Here is a 20,681-nt window from a genome sequence, read left to right as displayed (position 1 = left end):
GATGCCGAGAATTAATCTCCTTCCCTGGCGCGAAGATCAGCGCAAAGAACGCCAGCAGAATTTTTTGGTTGCGGCAGCCGGCGCCGTGCTGATTGGCATAGTCACGATTATGCTGGTTAGCTGGACCTTTGACCGCTTTATCAGCTACCAGAACCAGAGGAACGGCATCCTGGACAAGGAAATCTCCCTGCTCGACGAGAAAATCGAAGAGATCAAGGGTCTGGAGAGACAAAAAGAGCGCCTGCTCGCCCGCACGGAAATTATCGAGCGCTTGCAAAAAAGCAGACCGGAAGTCGTGCACCTGTTTGACGAATTGGTCCGCACCTTGCCCGATGGCGTTTATTTGACTTCCATGAAGCAGACCGACCGGCGCCTGGAAATCAAAGGCGTGGCCGAGTCAACGACCCGGGTCTCCGCTTATATGAGAAATATTGACGTTTCGGAATGGCTGGAGAATCCCGGTCTGCAGGTTATTGAGACTGTCGAAGTCGGACCGAAGAAAAATGCCGAATTCGGGCTGACGGCACAGCAGGTTTCGACTGCCGAAGAGGACGAAGGGCTGATGAAGGCTGGTAGCTTATGAACATCATAGAACAGCTGCAAAGCCTGGACACCAACGATATAGGTCGTTGGCCGTTATTGTTCAGGGCTGTATTGATCGCGGTTATTTTTTTCGCGGTCAGTATTGGCGGTTCGTATTATTTTGTATACCGAACCAAAGCGACGGTGCTCGAGCAGGCCGAGGCGAGAGAAATCGAGCTAAAGCACACCTTCGAGGCCAAGCAGCGCCGCGCGGCAAATCTCGACGCCTACAAAACGCAACTCAAGGAAATGGAAGTTTCTTTTGGCGCAATGCTGCGCCAGTTACCGAGCCGGACCGAGGTCCCCAGCCTGCTCGTCGATATTTCCCAGACCGGCTTGGCTGCTGGTCTCGAGGAGAGGCTTTTTCAGCCCAGCAGCGAAATCAAGAAGGATTTTTACGCGGAATTGCCGATCAAAATCCGCCTGCAGGGCAGCTATCATGACCTCGCGCAGTTTGTCAGTGGTATTGCCGCCTTACCGCGGATTGTCACCTTGCACGACGTATTGATTCAGCCTGAAAAAAATATGGGCGGCAACAATCTGGTGCTTGACGTGACCGCCAAGACCTACCGCTACCTGGAAGAGGAGTCCTGATGACCATGCATACAGGTCTGCATACAGGGTTAATGCTTGTGGTTATCGCCATCGCTGGATTGCTGTCTGGTTGCACCGGGGGCACGGCGGATCTGGAGGCTTATATTGAAAAAACCCTGGCCCAGCCAGGCGGCCGGATCAAGCCGCTCCCGCAGATCAAGCCATATGACACATTTATTTACGAGGCGGATAACGAGCGATCGCCGTTTACGCCGGATAGGCCCGTGGTACTGGTCCGCAATGCGTCCGGCTCTGCGATCGGTCCGGATGCGAGCCGCAGCAGAGAATTTTTGGAACAGTATTCGCTGGATACCATGAATATGGTTGGCACGCTCGAATTGGGCGGAACGATGTATGGTCTTTTGCGAACCAGCAACGGCCTTGTTCACCGGGTGGTTGTTGGCGCCTACATTGGTCAGAATGACGGGCAAATCAAATCCATTACCGATGTCGAAATCGAATTGATTGAAATCATTTCAGATGGCCTCGGCGGCTATATCGAAAGGCCGGCCGCCGTTGCGCTGAGTGATTGAGACTACAGGGAGAGACAGAAATGAAGTTCATGAATCTGCCAATACGTGTGTTGCACGGTGGCGATGGATTGGGACACTACGCTGGCAAATGGATAATTGCCGCGCTGGTCTGTCTGTTGGCTCTGCCTGCAGCGGCACAAAGCACCGTTCAGCTGGAAGATATCAAGGTTGTTACTTTGCCCGGCCAGCAAGTGCAGCTCGAGCTGCAACTGAGCGGCGCGGCGCCCGAGCCGCTTAGCTTTACGATCAACGAGCCGGCGCGTATCGCACTGGATCTGCCGGGGACCAGCCTGAATATGGACCGCCGGCGCACCAATGTCGGGGTTGGACCGCTCAATTCCGTAGTAACCGCTGAAGCTGGCGGTCGGACCCGGGTTGTCCTGAATCTGGATACGCTGGTGCCGTACGAAACTCGCGTTTCCGGCAACAGCATTATCATACTTCTAGGGGTTGCGGGAAGCACGGACCAGATCGCAAGTTTTGCCAGTGGTTCAACCCGGGCCAGCCGCCCGAGTACTGCGGCCAGTATCGAGAGCATCGATTTTCGGCGGAGCCCGGATGGTGCGGGTCGCATTATGGTGACCCTGAGCGACCCCAGCACATCGATTGATTTGCGCCAGCAAGGCAACCTGATCCTGGTCGATTTTAAGAGCGCCAGCCTGCCCGACAGTCTGCTCCGTCGGATGGACGTAATGGATTTCGCGACACCGGTTACCTCGGTGGATACGCTCAGAGTCGGCAACGACACGAGACTGATTATTGCCGCTATGGGTGATTTCGAAGAAGTCGCCTACCAATCCGGCAACGTCTTTACCGTCGAGATCAGCAAGGCTGCCGAAAAAGATGATGCTTTTGTTCCGGAGATTGAGAAAGAATATGTCGGCGAACGCATATCGCTGAACTTCCAGGACATCGAAACTCGTGCGGTCCTGCAGTTGCTCGCCGATACCAGTGGCCTGAACATGGTGGTTAGCGACACCGTGACGGGGAGCGTGACCCTGCGTTTGCAGAATGTTCCGTGGGACCAGGCGCTGGATATCGTATTGCGCACCAAGGGCCTGGATATGCGCCAACAGGGCAACGTGATCCTGATTGCACCGGCGGACGAGATCGCCGCGCGCGAACGTCAGGAGCTGGAAACCTATGCGCAGCGCCAGGAGCTGGAACCGCTGCGTGCAGAATTCGTACAGGTCAACTATGCCAAGGCTAACGATCTTGCTGAACTGATGAGGACCAGCGCCGCGAATTCCCTGCTCTCGGAGCGCGGCAGCGTTGCGGTAGATGTGAGAACCAACACCTTGCTGGTGCAGGATACGGAAGAACGGTTAGCCGACATTCGCAGAATGGTGGCGATACTCGATATTCCAATTCGCCAGGTTCTGATCGAGGCGCGCATCGTCACCGTCAATGACGACTATAGCAAGGAACTGGGCGCGCGCTTTGGGGTGACCTATGTAGACGATTTTGGCAGCGGCGGTCTGATCACGACCACAGGCAGCGCCTCGGGTAGCGGAACGATTGTCAATTCCGCGCTGGATAATATCCAGACCACCGGGCAACCCTTTCCTGTCGAAGCGCCGTCGATCATCGATCGCTTTAATGTCAATCTGCCGGTCATCAACCCGGCTGGCAGGATAGCGCTGGCAATTCTGGACAACGACTTTATTGTCGATCTTGAGCTGTCCGCTTTACAGGCGGAAGGACGCGGCGAAATTATTTCCACGCCGCGCGTGGTGACTGCCAATCAGAAACAAGCCAGCATCGAACAGGGTGTCGAGATCCCGTATCAGGAATCATCGTCCAGCGGCGCCACGACGACCCAATTCAAGAAAGCTGTACTCAGACTGCTGGTGACACCGCAGATTACGCCGGATGACCGGATTATCATGGATCTCCAGGTTAACCAGGACAGCGTGGGTGAAAGCGTCGCCAGCGCTACCGGCGGATTTGTGCCGAGTATCGATACCCGCGAGGTGATAACGCAGGTCCTGGTAAACGATGGCGAGACCGTGGTTCTTGGCGGTATTTACGAAACCGAAAACCGCGAAGTCATCATCCAGGTGCCGATACTTGGAGATATCCCGATCATCGGTCGCCTGTTCAAGTCAACGATAAATGAATCCAACAAGTCGGAGTTGCTGATATTTATTACGCCGAAGATTCTTCGCGATGGTGCCACCGCCTACTGACTTTCAGAACCAGCGATCGACATTAAAAGCCTCCCGCGTTGCGGGAGGCTTTTTTGTTGGCGTGGCGGCCAAAGTCCGACAGATTACCGGGCCAGGCTAGGGAGAGTCCGGCGGATAAAGTAAATCGCCATCGAAATCAGAAAGACCGCGAAATATTTTTTTGGTTTTTCTAGCCGCAGGCAGGCATTCTCCAATTTACGGTTAAAAACGCCAATGATACTCTGGCCGATAATAACGCTTACGATATGCCAGGCAATAACGGATACAGGCAGACAGCCGTTGCCTGAGCAGCGGGCACTGACGCAAAGGCGGCAAAATGCAGATTCAAGTAGAGAGCTTTTTCCACGAGGCGACATCGACATTCAGCCATGTGGCGGCTGACCCAGTTTCTCGCCAGGCCGCGATTATCGACTCGGTACTCGATTTTGATTGCAAGTCCGGGCGCACCAGCACCGAGTCTGCTGATCGGTTAATCGCCTGGCTGGGCGAAAACGGGTACCAGGCGCACTGGATCCTAGAGACCCACGTGCACGCCGATCACCTGAGCGCCGCGATGTACCTGCGCGGAAAACTCGGTGCGAAGACAGGAATCGGCGAGGGAATCACCGCGGTACAGGAGACCTTTGCGAAAGTTTTTAATCTTGCAGACGAGGATTTCCGGCCAGACGGGAGCCAGTTCGACCATCTGTTCGGTGACAACGAGGAGATTCGGATCGGGAGTATCTGTGGCCGGGTCATGCACACCCCCGGACATACCAGCGACAGCGTAACCTATGTGTTTGGCGATGCCGCTTTTGTTGGCGACACGATGTTCATGCCGGACTTCGGCACCGCGCGCTGCGATTTCCCCGGGGGCGATGCGCGCCTCCTCTACCGGTCCATCAAGAGGATTTATGAATTGGCCGACGATACACGCTTGTTTCTTTGCCACGATTATCCACCGACTGGCCGTGAAAAGAGTTGCGTGACCACGGTTGGCAATGGGAAAAAGCACAATATTCATGTGAACGAGTCCAGCAACGTCGATAAGTTTGTCAAGATGCGTATCGCCAGGGATGCCCAGCTCGATATGCCGGCGCTGATTCTTCCATCGATCCAGGTCAACATCCGCGCGGGCGCACTGCCAGAACCTGAAGACAACGGAACCCGCTATCTCAAACTTCCACTGGACCGGTTTTAAGATCGCTCATGTCTGAATTCACCCCTCTTTCAGCGACGCTTGGTGGAGTATTGATCGGCCTTTCGGCGAGTCTGCTCTTGTGGACCAACGGAAGAATTGCCGGTATCAGCGGAATCGTCGCCGGCGCAGTCGGGCCGGCGGCCACAGAGAGAACCTGGCGCTGGTTTTTTTTGCTGGGGTTGCTGGCAGGCACGGCCGGTTGGTTTTCGCTGGTCGACGCCGGTTTTAGCGTGCGATCGGGCAATCCGTGGCTGGTGTTGCCTGCAGGGTTTCTGGTTGGCGTGGGGACCCGGATGGGGAGTGGTTGCACCAGTGGGCATGGCGTCTGTGGTATTGGTCAGCTATCGCCTCGTTCACTGATTGCGACATTGATATTTTTTAGCTTCGGCTTGCTGACGGTCTTTGTCATGCGCCATCTTCTGCATGTGCCAGGCGCGATCTGATGACACTTCCGGCAAAAAGAAAACTCGCGGGTCTTGTTGCCGGCGCTATCTTTGGCGCCGGGCTGGCCGTCTCGCAGATGGTCAATCCAGTGAAGGTTCAAGCCTTCCTGGATATCGCCGGTGACTGGGATCCGAGTTTGCTGTTGACGATGGGGAGCGCGGTTCTGGTCACAATGTTTTTTTACCGCCGGGTGTTAAGAAAGGCGCAGCCACTTTGGGACATAAAATTTTATCTGCCCCTAAAGACTCGCGCGGACCAGAAGCTGATTTTGGGATCTGCCATGTTTGGCACGGGCTGGGGGCTGGTCGGCTTTTGCCCGGGTCCGGCCATTGCGGCGTTGACGTTTTTCAGTTGGGAAGCCCCGGCATTTGTGCTTTCCATGCTCGTGGGAATGCTGGGTTACGATCTGATTTTTAGCCGGGCGACGGCGTAATAATTGCAGGCCCAGCACCCTCGGGCAACCCTGTTGCAGACGCGAAACCCCGGTGTGCGAGTAGCCGAAAGGCTTCGTAAGCAGTTAAGCTTGACCGGTACCTTTTTTCGCAATTGCCAATACACATGACTTCCAGTTTGTTCTTGATAGGCCCGATGGGCGCCGGAAAGACCGCGGTCGGGCGGTGGCTCGGCAAGGAACTGGGTTTGCAGTTTTACGATACCGATCTCGAAATACAGGAACAGACTGGCGTCGATATCGGGTTCATTTTCGAAAAGGAAGGAGAGGGCGGTTTTCGGGAGCGCGAGACAGTGGCGATTGAACGCTTGACGCAACGGCCATCCATCGTGCTGGCTACCGGCGGTGGTGCGGTGCTCGACCCGCAGAACAGGAGCAGGCTTTCGCAAAGGGGGCGTGTGGTTTATCTGCGCGCCAGCATCACGCAACAGCTTAGGCGTACAAGACTGGTTGCCAACCGGCCCTTGCTGGATGGCGAAAGCCCCGAAGAAACGTTGGCGAAACTCGCCCGGCAAAGAGAGCCGATCTACGAGAAAATGGCCGATCTGACGATTGATACGAATGGCCGGAAAGTACCGGCTGTTGCCGCCGAAATCGTAAGCTGGGTCAAGCGCGACAGGTGATGCGGCAGTGAAAACAGTGATCGTCGAAGCGGCCAGCGGTTCCTGCCCCGTCCATATAGGTCGCGGCCTGCTGGGTGACTCCGATCTGATCGCGGGCATGGTAAGGGGAAAGCAGGTTTTTTTGGTTAGCAACGAGACCGTCGGTCCTTTGCACGCGGCTGTGCTCGAAAAAGCGCTGGCGGTGTTTGAGCTCTCTAAATATGAGCTCCCCGATGGTGAGCAATTCAAGAATCTGGAATATTTCTCGATTTTGCTGGATAGACTGATTGAATCCGGTATGCATCGGGACGCTACCATTGTATCGCTGGGTGGTGGCGTCGTTTCGGATATCGCGGGGTTTGCCGCTGCCTGCTACCAGCGAGGGATTGCCCATATTATTTGCCCGACCACCTTGCTTGCCCAGGCAGATGCAGCGATTGGCGGCAAAACCGCGATCAACCACGCCGGGGGGAAAAACCTGGTTGGCGCTTTTCACCAGCCAATCGGTGTGGTTGCCGACCTCGCGACGCTGGATACCCTCGATGACCGGCAGATGAGAGCCGGGATGGCCGAGATCGTGAAATCAGCACTGATCGCAGACGAAACTTTTTTTGGCTGGCTGGAAAGCCACGCCAGGAAAGTGCTGCTGCGCGATCAGCAATCGCTGATCCACGCGATAGAAACAAGCTGCCGGATCAAGGCCCGAATCGTGGCGGAGGACGAAAAAGAATCCGGACCACGCGCGTTGCTGAATCTCGGTCATAGTTTTGCCCACGCGATCGAGGCCGAGTCGGATTACCGGTATTTGCATGGTGAGGCGGTGGCGGTGGGCTTGCTGCTTGCGGCCGAGGTAGCGGTGCGTGTGGGTCTGGCGGACGCGGAGCTGGTCCAGCGAATCTGCAATCTCAATGAACAGTGCGGGCTGCCAACCGGCATTGAAGGGCTGGACCCTGGCAAGCTGGCAAGAAAGATGGCAATGGACAAAAAGGTCTTGTCCGGAAAGCTGACGCTGGTCTTGCCCGAAGAGCCGGGCAGCGTCGTGCTTTGCGACAGTTTCGATCCTGCCTTGCCCGAGTCCGTGATGCGGGAGTATTGCCGCTGATGCCGAGCCTGGCTTCCGGGTCTGGTCTCGCGCCCTGGGCTGCGCATGATGACCGGAGCCGCGGCCGTGTCTATCCGGAACCGCCAGCCCATCCACGCTCGGAATTTCAGCGTGACCGCGACCGCATAATTCACTGCGGCGCTTTCCGGCGCCTGATGTACAAGACCCAGGTTTTCGTCAATCACGAAGGCGATATGTACCGCACGCGCCTGACGCATTCACTGGAAGTGTCCCAGATTGGCCGCTCCGTTGCCGTTGCGCTGGGGCTCAATGAATATCTGACCGAGGCGATATGCCTGGCACACGACCTGGGCCACACTCCGTTTGGCCACGCCGGACAGGAGGCGTTGAATGATTGTATGCGGGACTACGGCGGGTTCGAGCACAACCTGCAATCGCTGCGCGTCGTGGACAAGCTGGAAGAAAAATACGCCGAGTTTCGCGGGCTGAACCTGTGCTTTGAAACCCGGGAAGGAATTCTGAAACACTGTTCCAGGGGCAACGCGCGGGAGCTCGGCGAACTGGGCGAGCGATTTCTCAACCGGCAGCAGCCTGGCCTTGAGGCGCAGCTGGCCAATTTCGCGGACGAAATTGCTTATAACAATCACGATGTCGATGACGGGTTGCGGGCCGGTATGATCAGTATCGAGCAGTTGTGCAAGCTCGAAATGTTCAATAACTGTTATCGGGAAGTGGTGGCAAAGTATCCTGCACTGGTCGGGAGAACGGTAATTCACGAAACGGTCCGCTGCATGATCAACCATGTGGTGAGTGACCTGATAGAAAACACCCGCAAGGAACTCGATCGTGTGTCGCCGGCGTCTATAGATGATGTTCGCCGGCACGGTAAATCGATTCTGGATATGAGCGAGTCGGTCGGCAAGGCCCATCGCGAATTGAAACGCTTTTTGCGTCAGACACTTTACAGCCATGAACGGGTGAGGCGGATGACCGACAAGGCGGATCGAATCATGCGCAGCCTGTTTTCCTGCTACATGTCGCGTCCGGATTTACTGTCCGAGCGGCTTGGGTCCGATAGCGAAGGCGCTGTGGAGGAGACACGGGCGCGAGCCGTCGCCGACTATATCGCCGGTATGACGGACAGGTTTGCCCTCAGTGAATACCAGCGGCTGATTGAGCCGGGAGATGATCGATGAGAAAGATAGGTGGAATTGTGCTCGCTGCGCTGCTGATTTTCGCCTGCCAGGGCCAGCGATCGCCTGATACCCAGGCGGCGCCAGCGGATACCCGGGAAACCAGGATTCTCGACCTGGCGATGCAGCGTGCGTTGATCGAGAAGAAAATCCCCGATCACGGCCTGTTTGCGGATCCGCGGAAGGTGATATTGTCAGATCAAAATCTGCCGGCCGACTGGAAGCCGAGGCTGGACGGGGTCGAAATCCTGGTGCTGACCAAACGGGAAATCGACACCCGGGCGAACCGGGATGGTGATTTTCTGTTTATTTATGTTTCTGAACTGAGTTTCCCGGACAGCGATACTGCCAGTATTCGGTTGCACAGCATGTGGGCGAAGGCGAAGGATTCAAATGTCGTATATCTCAGCGGTGGTGGTTTCGTCGTCATTTACGAGAAGGAAGGAGATACCTGGAAGGAAACCAGTAGCGCGACCTGGATTTCATGAAACCCGGTGAGCGGGTGAGGTGATACAATGCGCCGGATTTTTTAGCAGCGGGAACAGACCATTTTATGGATGACGGAATTCTCCCCGAACAGCGGCTGATATTCGCGATGGATGTTGCCGACGCCGGGCGGGCACGCTCCCTGGCAATCGAATTGGGCGACTCGGTGAAGTTTTACAAGCTCGGTCTCGAGCTGATGATGGCGGGCGGATATTTCGAGTTGCTGGACTGGCTGGTGGCGCGGGACAAACAGGTTTTCGTCGATCTCAAGTTTTTTGACGTCCCGGCAACGGTGGCCGCAGCGGTCCGGCGATTAAACAACCGAGGCATCACTTTTGCCACGGTACATGGGAACCAGTCGATCATGGAGGCCGCGGCTGAGGCCAAGGAAGATGTCAAAATCCTTGGCGTCACGGTGTTGACCAGTCTTGATCGCGGCGACCTGGATGACCTGGGATTCGCATGCGATGTTGAGGACCTGGTGCTATCGAGGGCGCGCAGAGCCCTTGAGGCTGGCTGTGATGGCGTGGTTTCATCAGGCCTCGAGGCGCCACGGCTGAGAGAATTCATCGACCAACGGCTGTTGGTTATCGTTCCAGGCATTCGTCCACTCGACAATCGTCCGGTCGACGATCAGAAACGGGTGGTCAGTGTGGAACAGGCTTTCGCCAACGGTGCGGACTACATCGTTATCGGCCGCCCGATACGCGATGCGGACAGCCCGCGGGCCGCTGCCGAGCGCATCCAGGAAAACATCGCCAATCATTTCGGGACGGCGAAACAGGGTTTGGTTCGATGAGCGCATTGAAAAATGACTTGTTGTTGAGAGCCTTGCTGAGGAAGCCGGTGAAGCGGACCCCCGTCTGGTTTATGCGCCAGGCGGGTCGTTATTTGCCGGAGTACCGGGAGATCAGGAAGGCGGCCGGCGGATTCATGGATTTGTGCCGGAACCCCGAGCTCGCCTGCAAGGTTACCGTGCAGCCGCTGCGCCGATTTCCGCTGGATGCGGCAATCTTGTTTTCGGATATATTGACGGTACCGGACGCGATGGGCCTTGGTTTGTATTTTGAGGCTGGTGAAGGCCCCAGGTTCGAACGGCCCGTGCAGACAGCGGCCGATATCAAGAAACTTGCGATCCCGGACCCGGAACAAGACCTCGGCTACGTGATGCAGGCCATCCGGGTTATTCGCGAAGAGCTCGATGGCCAGGTCCCGTTGATCGGCTTTGCCGGCAGTCCGTGGACGGTTGCGACCTACGCGGTTGAGGGCGGGAGCAGCAAGAACTTTCCCCGCATCAAGTGCATGCTTTACGAGCAACCCGCGATGCTGCACAAATTGATGGAAAAACTGACCAGCGCCACGATCGATTACCTGAACGCACAAATCAATGCCGGCGTTCAGGCCGTCATGGTCTTCGATACTTGGGGAGGCATGTTGAGCCCCGCCGCATACCGGGAATTCTCACTGCGCTACATGCGGCGGATATGTGAAAACCTGGTGCGCGAAAAAGACGGCAATACCATCCCGGTAATTCTTTTCACCAAAGGCGCCGGCAGCCGCCTGGCCGATATGGTGGATACTGGTTGTGACGCACTGGGCGTCGACTGGACCACGGATCTTGCCGACGCCCGCCAACTGACCGGCGACCAGGTCGCCCTGCAAGGCAACCTGGATCCGTCGATTCTTTATGCGGGCCCGGCAGCGATCCGCAAGGAAGTTGAAAAAGTGCTTGCCAGCTATGGCCATGGACCGGGCCATGTTTTTAATCTCGGTCATGGGATTCACCCCGAAGTAGACCCGGCTAATGTGGCGGCGATGGTCAGCGCCGTCCATGATCTGAGCCCGGCATGGCACAAGGAGGCCGCCACCCGATAAACGGGTCGTGGAGACGGCGAATGAATCTCGCCCAGACGGAACCAGACAAGATCCGCAGACTCAATGCGATGAAACGCCTGGCGACAGGGTTGTTGGTGTTGATGGCGGCTGTATTTGTGGTGACCCACAAGGCCCAGGAAAATTTCGCCTGGCTAGCCTATGTAAGCGCATTCGCCGAGGCGGCGATGATCGGCGCGCTGGCAGACTGGTTTGCGGTAACTGCATTGTTTCGACACCCGATGGGCATTCCCATTCCCCATACCGCGATTATTGCCCGGCGAAAAGACGAGATCGGAGAAAACCTGGCCGCTTTCGTACGCGATAATTTTCTGGTCGAAGACGCCTTGCAGCCCAGGATGAAGGGTATGGACTTTGCGAAGAGAGTCGGTGGCTGGATGAGCCAGGCAGACAATGCGCGCCGACTCGCTGGCGACGCCGGCGCTTTTGCACGCTGGTTTCTGGACGTATTCGACAGCACGGCATTAAGACACTTCCTCAGAGAAAACCTCCAGTTGACGATGCGCCAGATTCAGATTACGCCGCTGATTGGGCGATCGCTGGACTTGCTGACCGCCGGCGATCACCACCAGGAGTTAATGAACGCGCTGACTGCGGTAGCACGACGGCAACTGGAGCAGAATAAGGACAGGATCCGCGCAAGAATCAAGAAACGCAGTCCGTGGTGGTTGCCAAAATTTGTCGATCAGGAGATCTATGACAAACTGGTCACCGAGTTTGAGGATTTACTCGAACGGGTTGGCGACGATTCGGAGAATGAAACCCGGCGGAATTTCGACCGCGAGGTGAGCAGGTTTCTGGATGCGCTGAAAAATGACCCCGAAGTAATCGCGAGGGGCGAACGGCTGAAGGATGAATTGCTCAACAACCCGGAGATCCAGCAGTATTTTTTCGATATCTGGAATGAAATCAGTGTTTATCTTTCGCGCGAGTCGGCAGATCCGAATTCCCGCATAAGGAGAAAAATAGAAGCGGGTATCATGCAGTTCGGCGAGGCGTTACTGCATAGCCCGGAAATGCAGAGGCAGGTCAACGACTGGATCAGCGATGTAGTTTTGTATGTGGTCGGCCATTATCGCCACGAGATATCGGCGGTGATCAGCGAGACCGTCAAACGCTGGGATGCCGAGGCGACCTCGCGACGCATCGAGGTTCAGATTGGCCGGGATCTGCAGTTTATTCGCATCAACGGGACACTGGTCGGCGGGATGGTCGGGCTGACGATACACACGGTAATTCAGATATTCGCCTAGCATACAAATCACCTGAACCAACAGAAAGAAGCAGCAGCCGTTTGTACTGGCTTCCTCTCTTGGTGGGTCTGGTGCCGACGCTCCTGGTCTGCATTACGTACCTGGTTTCCGCCAGCCACGAACTGGTGCCCTGGTGTCTTCCCATCGTCGATGGCTGTGCCTCGATTAGCCGCGCCAGTCGAAACCTGCCGGCGATTTTTCTCTTTCGGGCAGTCATGCTGCCGATGTCCCTGTTGTTGGTGATTTACTGGGTATTCAGTCTCGCCTGGCTCCGGCAACTGTGTATCGGTATCGGCAAAAAGCCATCGTTCTCGATGGCGGCGATCGGGGTCGCGGGCGCGGTGTTGTTTGCGATGTACGTAACTTTTCTTGGCAGCGAGGGAACGACGTATCAGCTTCTGAGGCGCTTTGGTGCATTTTTGTTCTATGGCCTGACTTTTCTCGCCCAGCTTATCCAGGTTTACTGGCTAACCACCTTGAAAAGGGAATCGGCCGTTTATCCGGCCTGGCTGCCGCCCGCGCTGTCCTGGCTGGCGATGGTCATGCTGATCGCTGCGCTCGCGTCGCTTGTGATATCGGGAATTGCACCCAGTGATGAATACAACAATATCGCGGAATGGAATTTTACGCTGATGCTGAACGCGCACTTCGTACTGTGCGCCTGGGGCTGGCGCGAGTCAGGTTTTTCCCTGCAGTTAGCCTGCAAGCCTCACCATGGTCGTGATCGCTCGTGAAATGCACCGGTACGGTCGTGCGAAGACGGTGTGGCTGAGCCAGCAGAGTATCGCCTGCAACAGGTGCCGCACGACGGAAACAAGAAAGAGCACCCGATTTTCACGGTCGGCTGCTTCAACTGCTTAGGTGGTCGCTGCATATAAGCATGCTCCTCCGATAAACAGAAATACGGGCCAGGCGAAATGTCGCCCACGCGATGCGACGAGTATGATTGCTCCTGTAACCAAGAACGTGACTGCCAATACGAATGACAAGTTTTGAGAGGAGATTGAATTCTGGGCAAGCAAATAAATAAGTGCGGCGAAACCCCACCAAGCTATGGTCGTGAGATGCCAAGCAAATCGGAGCGTTCGGACAGTGAAAGCGGCACTACCGAACAGCTTGGGTAAATCGTCCCGGCGCAACAGTCGCATAAGGATATAGCGCTCTCCAAGAACAGAATGCGCCACGCCGATAGCGAAAGCCAAAAAAGCAGCAATTATGAGCAATGCGTTCAAGACCACCTAACGATTAGATAAACGGCGAACCGTGGCCGGCGATTTTCTTGCGCAAGCAAGAAAAGTGACGGGCAGGTTCTTCCGCTTCATCGGCTGGTTAGCTGGCATGCTTTAATTCTTCACGAACAACTCTGCGTAAAGTTTGTTCCAAGGGTTCTCGTGTCTGCACCATGTATTCGCGAAGTGCTTGATTAATAAATGTCTGATAGTTGCCACCACCAGCATCGTCAACTTGTTTCTTAAACCATTCAATCACTTCATCGTCCAATCGAATCGTGATACGTTTCTTACTAGTAGGTGCTGATACCACTGGCCCCCGTTTGCCCTTGCTGAAATCGTATTCTTTCCTCATGAAATTTCTCCGTAGCGTTTGCGCTCGCCTTTCGATGCGATGCGGGAAGATATAATTCGGACAGCATCGTCACGGTGGGTAAACACAGTAACCAAAACACGACCGTTCGCATCCATACCCAATGAAACGAATCGCACTTCGTCCTTTGAATCAGGATCGGCAATAGTGATCGCGAACTCGTCTTCCAGGGCAATTACAGCATCTGCGAACTTGACGCCGTGCTTCCTTGCGTTGGCCTTAGATTTGACCGAATCCCATTCATATTCCATTGAAGCAAGTGTATGCACACATGTACACAATTGTCAAGATAATATACTGAATTCTGCATGCCCTTGTTAGCTACTTCCACACAGCGCACGCCTCACTTGCCTACCCGCACAACAACGAATCGCGGCCAGTATAAAGAGCGTGCGCCTTGTTGCGTAAAGAGATCGCCGAACTTGAAACTGTTCGTGGCGTACGTGACGACGAGGTCGGCGGCGTCTGGACCGACCAGCTCCGGGTGAGCCTTCGCCGCGTACACGAATGCTCCCGGACCATCCGACTCAGGTGGACGGTAGACGACGACTGGGGAACTCCACGGGCCTGTGAGCGCAGGTGCGGTACGCAGTCCGATCGTCGACGCGCCAAAGCCGTAGCTCGCGATGTGGATGAACGATCCCATGCGCTCGTCCCAATGGAGCGAGCACTCGCTTCCCGCATCGTTCAGAACGAACGCCGGACCGCCTGCGCCGAGTGAGGATTCCGGCACCCATCCCCGCCCATCATCCGCCCACCACTCGGCGACGTCGACAACACCCTCAGCGAGCGAGCCCGTCGGATAGCGAACGAGCGCGCCAGCGTGTGTTCCTTCTTGGCGGATGGCAACAGCAACGATGTATGCACCGTCTTGGATTACGGCCGTAGCAGGAACGGCATCGAAGGTACTCGGAGCGATGTCGACAACGCGCGGGTTCCACGCATCCGGGGACCCGTCTGGATCGCTGATCACAGCGATGGCGTAGCCCGCGGTCGCAAAGCCAAGACCCTGGCCCGGTGCCGCCACGATCGCGTATAGGAAGATGACCAGCGGCCCTTCGTCGAGCCGAATTCCGTGCCCGGGCCAATACCAGCGCTCCCCGCGCTCCGGAAAGAACGATGTTGGCGAACCATCACTGTCCTGTCGCCAGTGGAACGTAATCGACGCGGTGCGCGGATCCTCCCCCGTCTGAATCGCGACCGTGTTTCTCACCATTGCGGACTCCGAGCGCACGTGGGCGTTCGACTTGGCGATGAATGTGTCACCGAAGAGCCAGACCGTGCGACCGTTGCCGAGCGGAACCGAAAGTGCGGCATCGGCCCCGAGCCAACGCGGGTCCCGGTGGAAAAGCACCTCGGCTTCCGTGAACGCGCGTCCCGTTGGACGGCTCGGCGTAGGATGCGATGCCGAGCAGGCGATGGCCGACAATGTTACAAGGATCAACGTGAGCCGCGTGGCCATACTGCATTGTTTGCCTGTGGTCTGCAGCCTCATTCGCGGGCACTCTTTTCTCAAGCAGCTAACGTTTAGCTAACTTGCGCCAAGTATCTGGCGCGGAAGTTGCGTATGCAAGCTGCGTGACAGATGCTTGGTGTCGAGTTCAGCGCCTGGTTAGACGGCATTTGTGTCCACTTGCCAGTCCGTTTCCTTCCGGCCTAAAGCGGACTTTGTTCATTCAGTCCGCTAAGGGCAGCCGGCGCCCCACCTTGTATCCAACGGTTTCGGCACCCATCCGTGCATATTGACCCATTGGCTATCCGGAGCTCCTCGATTTAGCCGCTCGACGCAGCGAAGGCACCAGCGCTGTTCAGCGTTGCGGCAGCGCGAAGGCCATAAGTGTCGCGTCTTCTTCCCCGGTCGCAATAACGACATACTGGCGACCCGAGCGTGTCTGATAGGTCATCGGGTTCCCATAGCCGCCGCCCCCCAGATCGGCTTTCCAGAGCGTTTCCCCACTTAGGCTGTCGATCGCATAGAGCGCGGAACTTCCGCCGCTGATGAACACCAACCCACCCCGAGTGACGAGCGGTCCAGAAAGACCTACACTTATTGCGATCCCGAGCTGCGGGAGTTCCACCTGTTGGAGGAGAGGATGATTTCGAATCCAGGGCGAATCTCCGAGCGTTACCTGCCAGACGTGCTCACCAGCGTTCAGATCGATGGCGGTAAGCACGGCATAGGGTGGTTGGCTAATCGGGAGCCCATCGACGGCATCCTCAAGCACCATGTCGCTTATTCGCATCTCGTAGTCGACTTCGCCGACACCTGGCTCGTTCTTCTCAAGCTTGAGCAACCCCAGTAGATTGGTCGATCGGACGTAGAGAACGCCGCCTTCCGGATCGAATGCCGCGCCGCCGTAATTTGCTCCGCCTCCGCCACCCGGCATGATGATGGTCCCTTCGAGCGATGGGGGTGTGAATAGCGGCCCGAGGCGATAGTCCTTTATTTTCTCAATGGCCATAGCTCTTACCTCAGGGGTGAAATCGATCACGTCGTCCAGCGTGAACCCCTGCTTGGAAAAGGGTGGAGGCTTGGTCGGAAAAGGCTGTGTCGGCGATACCCGTTCACCTGGCACATCGCTTTCGGGTACCCGCCGTTCTTCGATCGGCCAGACTGGTTCCCCGGTGACGCGATCGAAAACGTAGGCGAACCCGGTCTTCCCAAGCATCACCACCGCATCGATCGTCCTACCGTCAACCTGGATCGTCACGAGGTTCGGTGGAGAGGAAAGGTCCCAATCCCAAAGACCGTGATGAATCGTCTGGAAGTGCCACACACGCTCCCCAGTGTTGGCGTTCAGACAAACAATGGTCTGAGAAAATAGGTTGTCACCTTTCCGGTGGCCACCATAATAGTCACTGTTGGCTGCGCTGACGGGCAGATAGACCAAGCCGCGCCGGTCGTCGACCGTAAAGGGGCCCCAGACGTTCGTGTTACCGGTATATGACCAAGAATCATCCTCCCAAGTCTCGTTTCCGAACTCGCCTTCCTGCGGGATAGTATGGAAGCTCCATACGCGCCGGCCCGTCCGCACGTCAAAAGCTTGAACATCCCCGGGTGGACTCCGTTTGTAGACCGCACCTCGGTCCCACATCCCGCTGCCGACGATCACCAGGTTTTCGTAAACGACAGGTGGGGACGTATTTCTGTAGTGGAGCCTACTGTGAACCTCCCATATTAGATTCTTGGTGAGATCGATCTCGCCATTCTGTCCGAACGTCGGGATTGGCGTTCCGGTGCTGGCATCGATCGCGATCAAACGCCAGCGGGTGTTGATGAAGATCCGCCGCTCCTCCCCGTTCGTCCATGTAGCGACGCCCCGATGCGTATCGGTCCTGCCCCACTCGTAGGCACGGGGATCGTAGCTCCACAGCTCCGCGCCCGTACTCGCGTTCAACGCCACGACCCGGTTGAACGGCGTACTTAAGTAAAGAGAGTCGCCGATCATGAGCGGCGTTGCTTCGAACATTCCCGGCCAGACGTCGTGCCCCCGAGGCCGTCTCGGCCCTAGCAACGGTTTCTCGCCGGTCTTCCAGGTCCAGGCAAGTTCCAGCAGCTGAACGTTGCTTCGATTGATCTGCGTCAGCGGGGAATATTTCATCCCGCCCGAATCGCCGCCGTATATCGGCCACTCGACTCCCCGCTCTGTGCGCTCGAGTGCAGTCTGGCAGCCAACCAGGAGTGATAGGGACGCGGCGAAAAGAACAGAGCGTCGAGGAAGTCTCATCCCACACCTCCGTCGTAGAGGGCGCCACGGATCGTCCGCGCACCAGCTAGCCATTGATTATCTTGCAAAGTGCTGAAATCTTGCCGTGCAGTATAAAGCGTACATGTTCGCTTTGGGTCATTTGCTGCCGTTCAAAACTCTACCACCCCAACATCCGCTTTGTGTCGTAAGGCGATCATTTGGTCCATGCACAATTTCGGCTATGCCGTCTAACGCCTGCGACAGCGGCCGGCGGTACGCCGGTCCGTCTGCTCGCACTGGTTAGCTGGCGTCATCGCCATTGCCCCACTTCACTTCGCCAGGCAAATGTATATAAAACTTATCACTCAAAACCGTATCTGACTCAGTGGTACGAAGCGTAAATGCCCATACTTTTGATCCATCTTCAACTGCATTGGTGAATTCATTTTGCGATGTGTTAACCATTTGTTTCGGATAGGCCATAAATTCATCAAATAGCTCCCTTTTACAACACCACACGGTGCACCTCAACAGTTGACGGGGGAACCCTGTCGCGTCCAATTCAATATCACGAATAGATTTCACTCTTTTAGAGCGAGTTAAAGTATTAGGTATCAAGATCTCCGCCATTCGTCTGCGTTTGATTTCATCTAGCCTTGGCCCAACGACAGTACATCGATCAATTGATTCTTCACTCAATCCCACCCGAGCATTTAGTTTATACTGCCCCGATTGGTGAAAAGTGATCTTCGGGTTTTTCAAAGACTCTTTGACTGCCAATTCTTTTAGCCTAAGTTCGCCTCGCTCTGGATCTACAACTAACTCGACCGTTTCTTTGCCTTGGTAGGCGATACCCAACATCACTGATTTGTCCGGCATGACGTTAATCCACAAGAAATCATAAAGCCCATCCGTAAGGCGAATAAATATGCGAGAGGACTTTGGTCTTGGCATTGTGCGTCTGCGCCAGCTAACAGGTAATTATTATGGTAGAGCAATATAACACCGTTATCCGCTGCATCAGAAGCGCAGGCGCTATTTCCCCAAAAGGCCTGAGCCGGTGTCGCAAACAAGCCTATCGATTGTCGACTTCATCAAAGTAGCAGACGCTGGCGGAGTGGAAAATTGTTGTCGGTCGTTTAGATTTCAAGCTATCGATTATTGGGCGCCGCCGTCGCGCAACTCGCGCCGAAGGATTTTGCCGACGTTGGTCTTCGGCAGATCATCTCGGAAGATGACTTCCTTTGGCACCTTGTAGGCGGTCAGGCTCTTGCGGCAGTGCTCGATGACCTCTTCGGCCGTCAGTGAAGGGTCCTTTTTGACGACAAATAACTGCACCACTTCACCGGATTTTTCGTCGGCCTTCCCGATGGCCGCGGCTTCGAGTATTTTTTCGTGTTCGACCGCAACGGCTTCTATTTCATTGGGGTAAACATTGAAGCCGGATACCAGGATCATGTCCTTCTTACGGTCTTCGATAAAAATAAAGCCGTTCTCGTCCATGCGCCCCATATCGCCGGTTCGGAACCAGCCCCCTTCCAGCATGACTTTGTCCGTTTCCTCGGGTTGCTGCCAATATCCCGCCATCACTTGTGGGCCCTTGATACAAATTTCACCAATCTCACCCAGTCCCAGCTCGTTACCATCGTCATCGACGATCGATGCTTCGGTCGAAGGAATTGGCAAGCCGATCGAACCGTTGAACTCCGCGCCTTCGACTATCGGGTTGATGCAGGCAGCCGGCGAGGTTTCGGTCAGGCCGTACGCTTGCACCAGTGTATTGCCGGTCACCTTTTTCCAGTGCTTGGCGACCGCCCCCTGGACCGCCATGCCACCGCCAAGGGTAACCTGGAGGCCGCTGAAATCGACCTCCGAAAAACCTGGCGTGTGCAACAGCGCGTTGAATAGCGTATTGACGCCACTGATAAACGTGAATCGATGTTTTTTCAGTTCCTTGACGAAACCGGGAAAATCGCGTGGATCGGTGATCAGGATATTTTTTCCGCCTACGCTTAGAAAAAGCAGGCAATTCGCCGTCAATGCGAATATGTGATAAAGCGGCAACGCCGTGATTACGATTTCGGTGTCACCGATGCTGTCTTTGCCCAGCCAGGCAGCGGCCTGCTCGACATTGGAGACCAGGTTGCGATGGGTTAGCATCGCGCCCTTTGAGACGCCAGTGGTGCCGCCGGTATACTGAAGAAACGCGATATCCTCATGGCTTAGGTCTACATCGTCGAGCGTTTGCCATTTACCTTCGGCCAGCGCTTTTTTGAAAGTAATCGAGCCCGGGATATTCCAGTCCGGTACCATTTTCTTGACCTTTTTTACGACCGTATTGACGAGTAGCGACTTTGGAAAACCCAGCAGGTCGCCGAGCTGGGTTGTGATCACGACTTTTACGTCGGTGTCTTCGATTACCTTGGCCAGGGTGTGGGCGAAATTCTCGACGATCACGATCGCCTTTGCACCTGAGTCCTTGAGTTGGTGTTTCAGTTCGCGCGGAGTGTATAGCGGGTTGACGTTGACCCCGACGAGACCGGCGCGCAGTGTGCCGGCAATCGCAATCGGGTACTGCAGAATATTCGGCATCATCAGCGCTACGCGATCGCCTTTGACCAGGCCGGCGACTTTTTGCAGATAGGCGGCCAGGTAGCGGCTTTTCTGGTCAAGTTCGCCAAAACTCATTTCCCGCCCCATATTGGAAAATGCCGGCTGGCTGGAGTATCTCTTGCAACTCGTTTCGACCAGGTCTTTCAACGAAGAGAAAGTCTCGAAACTGATTTCTTCCGAGATGCCGGGCGGATAGTTTTTCAACCAGACTTTTTCCACTTTCCTCTCCTGAATGCCAAGATTGTAGTTGCCGGTTCTGCAGGCAGGTTTCTTATATATCATTTGCCCTGATCGAAGAGCAACAATCGGCCTCG

The 20,681-nt window shown here is 55.7% G+C and carries 21 protein-coding genes; 15 read left to right on the top strand and 6 right to left on the bottom strand.

The annotated features are described in order from the left end of the window. Window position 1: 1 nt before the first annotated feature. The 15 genes from IIA05_01885 to IIA05_01815 all read left to right on the top strand — a co-directional run bounded on the left by IIA05_01885 (window position 2) and on the right by IIA05_01815 (window position 13,197). Window positions 2-583, top strand: a complete 582-nt coding sequence (locus tag IIA05_01885) for a PilN domain-containing protein (GenBank protein ID MCH9025848.1) — start codon at window positions 2-4, stop codon at window positions 581-583. Beyond that, window positions 580-1,176: a type 4a pilus biogenesis protein PilO gene (locus IIA05_01880; GenBank protein MCH9025847.1), complete on the top strand. Its 597-nt coding sequence runs from the start codon at window positions 580-582 to the stop codon at window positions 1,174-1,176. The genes IIA05_01885 and IIA05_01880 overlap by 4 nt, the downstream gene beginning before the upstream one ends. Continuing rightward, window positions 1,176-1,709 (top strand): pilus assembly protein PilP, encoded by a 534-nt coding sequence (locus tag IIA05_01875; protein MCH9025846.1) that lies wholly within the window; start codon window positions 1,176-1,178, stop codon window positions 1,707-1,709. The genes IIA05_01880 and IIA05_01875 overlap by 1 nt, the downstream gene beginning before the upstream one ends. Before the next feature lie 29 nt (window positions 1,710-1,738). Further along, a complete protein-coding gene (locus IIA05_01870; GenBank protein ID MCH9025845.1) occupies window positions 1,739-3,898 on the top strand; it encodes a type IV pilus secretin PilQ in 2,160 nt (719 codons plus the stop codon). Window positions 3,899-4,214: 316 nt separating this feature from the next. After that, window positions 4,215-5,078, top strand: coding sequence for an MBL fold metallo-hydrolase (locus tag IIA05_01865; protein MCH9025844.1), 864 nt, complete (start codon window positions 4,215-4,217; stop codon window positions 5,076-5,078). An 8-nt stretch (window positions 5,079-5,086) separates the two neighbouring features. Next, window positions 5,087-5,521: a YeeE/YedE family protein gene (locus IIA05_01860; GenBank protein MCH9025843.1), complete on the top strand. Its 435-nt coding sequence runs from the start codon at window positions 5,087-5,089 to the stop codon at window positions 5,519-5,521. Further along, a complete protein-coding gene (locus IIA05_01855; protein MCH9025842.1) occupies window positions 5,521-5,955 on the top strand; it encodes a YeeE/YedE family protein in 435 nt (144 codons plus the stop codon). The genes IIA05_01860 and IIA05_01855 overlap by 1 nt, the downstream gene beginning before the upstream one ends. 125 nt (window positions 5,956-6,080) lie before the next feature. Next, window positions 6,081-6,596 carry a shikimate kinase gene (locus IIA05_01850; GenBank protein MCH9025841.1) on the top strand — a complete coding sequence of 172 codons (516 nt, stop codon included), beginning with the start codon at window positions 6,081-6,083 and terminating at the stop codon, window positions 6,594-6,596. A 7-nt stretch (window positions 6,597-6,603) separates the two neighbouring features. Beyond that, window positions 6,604-7,677, top strand: coding sequence for a 3-dehydroquinate synthase (gene aroB, locus IIA05_01845; GenBank protein ID MCH9025840.1), 1,074 nt, complete (start codon window positions 6,604-6,606; stop codon window positions 7,675-7,677). Further along, window positions 7,677-8,834 (top strand): deoxyguanosinetriphosphate triphosphohydrolase, encoded by a 1,158-nt coding sequence (locus IIA05_01840; protein MCH9025839.1) that lies wholly within the window; start codon window positions 7,677-7,679, stop codon window positions 8,832-8,834. The genes aroB and IIA05_01840 overlap by 1 nt, the downstream gene beginning before the upstream one ends. Beyond that, window positions 8,831-9,319, top strand: a complete 489-nt coding sequence (locus IIA05_01835; GenBank protein ID MCH9025838.1) for a hypothetical protein — start codon at window positions 8,831-8,833, stop codon at window positions 9,317-9,319. Before IIA05_01840 ends, IIA05_01835 begins: the two co-directional genes overlap by 4 nt. A gap of 65 nt (window positions 9,320-9,384) precedes the next feature. Then, window positions 9,385-10,116 carry an orotidine-5'-phosphate decarboxylase gene (gene pyrF / locus IIA05_01830; GenBank protein MCH9025837.1) on the top strand — a complete coding sequence of 244 codons (732 nt, stop codon included), beginning with the start codon at window positions 9,385-9,387 and terminating at the stop codon, window positions 10,114-10,116. Further along, the gene (gene hemE, locus IIA05_01825; protein MCH9025836.1) at window positions 10,113-11,192 is read left to right on the top strand and encodes a uroporphyrinogen decarboxylase; all 1,080 of its coding nucleotides are present in this window, start codon (window positions 10,113-10,115) and stop codon (window positions 11,190-11,192) included. Before pyrF ends, hemE begins: the two co-directional genes overlap by 4 nt. A 20-nt stretch (window positions 11,193-11,212) precedes the next feature. Further along, the gene (locus tag IIA05_01820) at window positions 11,213-12,463 is read left to right on the top strand and encodes a DUF445 domain-containing protein (protein MCH9025835.1); all 1,251 of its coding nucleotides are present in this window, start codon (window positions 11,213-11,215) and stop codon (window positions 12,461-12,463) included. Window positions 12,464-12,534: 71 nt separating this feature from the next. Next, window positions 12,535-13,197, top strand: coding sequence for a hypothetical protein (locus tag IIA05_01815; GenBank protein MCH9025834.1), 663 nt, complete (start codon window positions 12,535-12,537; stop codon window positions 13,195-13,197). Between the two features lie 595 nt (window positions 13,198-13,792). Here the strand turns inward: IIA05_01815 and IIA05_01810 are convergent. The 6 genes from IIA05_01810 to IIA05_01785 form a co-directional block, all read right to left on the bottom strand. Beyond that, complete coding sequence (locus IIA05_01810) at window positions 13,793-14,047, bottom strand: BrnA antitoxin family protein (protein MCH9025833.1); 255 nt, start codon at window positions 14,045-14,047, stop codon at window positions 13,793-13,795. Continuing rightward, entirely contained in the window at window positions 14,044-14,316 is a 273-nt protein-coding gene (locus IIA05_01805; protein MCH9025832.1) for a BrnT family toxin, read from the bottom strand. Before IIA05_01805 ends, IIA05_01810 begins: the two co-directional genes overlap by 4 nt. A 92-nt stretch (window positions 14,317-14,408) precedes the next feature. After that, window positions 14,409-15,560: a DUF4185 domain-containing protein gene (locus IIA05_01800; GenBank protein ID MCH9025831.1), complete on the bottom strand. Its 1,152-nt coding sequence runs from the start codon at window positions 15,558-15,560 to the stop codon at window positions 14,409-14,411. A gap of 313 nt (window positions 15,561-15,873) precedes the next feature. Next, window positions 15,874-17,667, bottom strand: coding sequence for a pyrroloquinoline quinone-dependent dehydrogenase (locus tag IIA05_01795; protein ID MCH9025830.1), 1,794 nt, complete (start codon window positions 17,665-17,667; stop codon window positions 15,874-15,876). Window positions 17,668-18,054: 387 nt separating this feature from the next. Continuing rightward, window positions 18,055-18,633, bottom strand: coding sequence for a hypothetical protein (locus tag IIA05_01790; protein ID MCH9025829.1), 579 nt, complete (start codon window positions 18,631-18,633; stop codon window positions 18,055-18,057). 279 nt (window positions 18,634-18,912) lie between these two features. Continuing rightward, a complete protein-coding gene (locus tag IIA05_01785; GenBank protein MCH9025828.1) occupies window positions 18,913-20,649 on the bottom strand; it encodes an AMP-binding protein in 1,737 nt (578 codons plus the stop codon). Between the last annotated feature and the right edge of the window lie 32 nt (window positions 20,650-20,681).

The sequence above is a fragment of the Pseudomonadota bacterium genome (assembly GCA_022572885.1).
In the GTDB taxonomy this organism is placed as follows: domain Bacteria; phylum Pseudomonadota; class Gammaproteobacteria; order Steroidobacterales; family MnTg04; genus MnTg04.
This window is presented reverse-complemented; position numbering and strand designations above follow the sequence as displayed.

Excerpts from the sequence above, each read along its gene's own strand:
- IIA05_01885 (MCH9025848.1), top strand. The coding sequence starts at position 2 with ATGCCGAGAATTAATCTCCTTCCCTGGCGCGAAGATCAGCGCAAAGAA.
- IIA05_01880 (MCH9025847.1), top strand. The coding sequence starts at position 580 with ATGAACATCATAGAACAGCTGCAAAGCCTGGACACCAACGATATAGGT.
- IIA05_01875 (MCH9025846.1), top strand. The coding sequence starts at position 1,176 with ATGACCATGCATACAGGTCTGCATACAGGGTTAATGCTTGTGGTTATC.
- IIA05_01870 (MCH9025845.1), top strand. The coding sequence starts at position 1,739 with ATGAATCTGCCAATACGTGTGTTGCACGGTGGCGATGGATTGGGACAC.
- IIA05_01865 (MCH9025844.1), top strand. The coding sequence starts at position 4,215 with ATGCAGATTCAAGTAGAGAGCTTTTTCCACGAGGCGACATCGACATTC.
- IIA05_01860 (MCH9025843.1), top strand. The coding sequence starts at position 5,087 with ATGTCTGAATTCACCCCTCTTTCAGCGACGCTTGGTGGAGTATTGATC.
- IIA05_01855 (MCH9025842.1), top strand. The coding sequence starts at position 5,521 with ATGACACTTCCGGCAAAAAGAAAACTCGCGGGTCTTGTTGCCGGCGCT.
- IIA05_01850 (MCH9025841.1), top strand. The coding sequence starts at position 6,081 with ATGACTTCCAGTTTGTTCTTGATAGGCCCGATGGGCGCCGGAAAGACC.
- IIA05_01840 (MCH9025839.1), top strand. The coding sequence starts at position 7,677 with ATGCCGAGCCTGGCTTCCGGGTCTGGTCTCGCGCCCTGGGCTGCGCAT.
- IIA05_01835 (MCH9025838.1), top strand. The coding sequence starts at position 8,831 with ATGAGAAAGATAGGTGGAATTGTGCTCGCTGCGCTGCTGATTTTCGCC.
- pyrF (MCH9025837.1), top strand. The coding sequence starts at position 9,385 with ATGGATGACGGAATTCTCCCCGAACAGCGGCTGATATTCGCGATGGAT.
- hemE (MCH9025836.1), top strand. The coding sequence starts at position 10,113 with ATGAGCGCATTGAAAAATGACTTGTTGTTGAGAGCCTTGCTGAGGAAG.
- IIA05_01820 (MCH9025835.1), top strand. The coding sequence starts at position 11,213 with ATGAATCTCGCCCAGACGGAACCAGACAAGATCCGCAGACTCAATGCG.
- IIA05_01810 (MCH9025833.1), bottom strand. The coding sequence starts at position 14,047 with ATGAGGAAAGAATACGATTTCAGCAAGGGCAAACGGGGGCCAGTGGTA.
- IIA05_01805 (MCH9025832.1), bottom strand. The coding sequence starts at position 14,316 with ATGGAATATGAATGGGATTCGGTCAAATCTAAGGCCAACGCAAGGAAG.
- IIA05_01800 (MCH9025831.1), bottom strand. The coding sequence starts at position 15,560 with ATGAGGCTGCAGACCACAGGCAAACAATGCAGTATGGCCACGCGGCTC.
- IIA05_01795 (MCH9025830.1), bottom strand. The coding sequence starts at position 17,667 with ATGAAATATTCCCCGCTGACGCAGATCAATCGAAGCAACGTTCAGCTG.
- IIA05_01790 (MCH9025829.1), bottom strand. The coding sequence starts at position 18,633 with ATGCCGGACAAATCAGTGATGTTGGGTATCGCCTACCAAGGCAAAGAA.
- IIA05_01785 (MCH9025828.1), bottom strand. The coding sequence starts at position 20,649 with ATGATATATAAGAAACCTGCCTGCAGAACCGGCAACTACAATCTTGGC.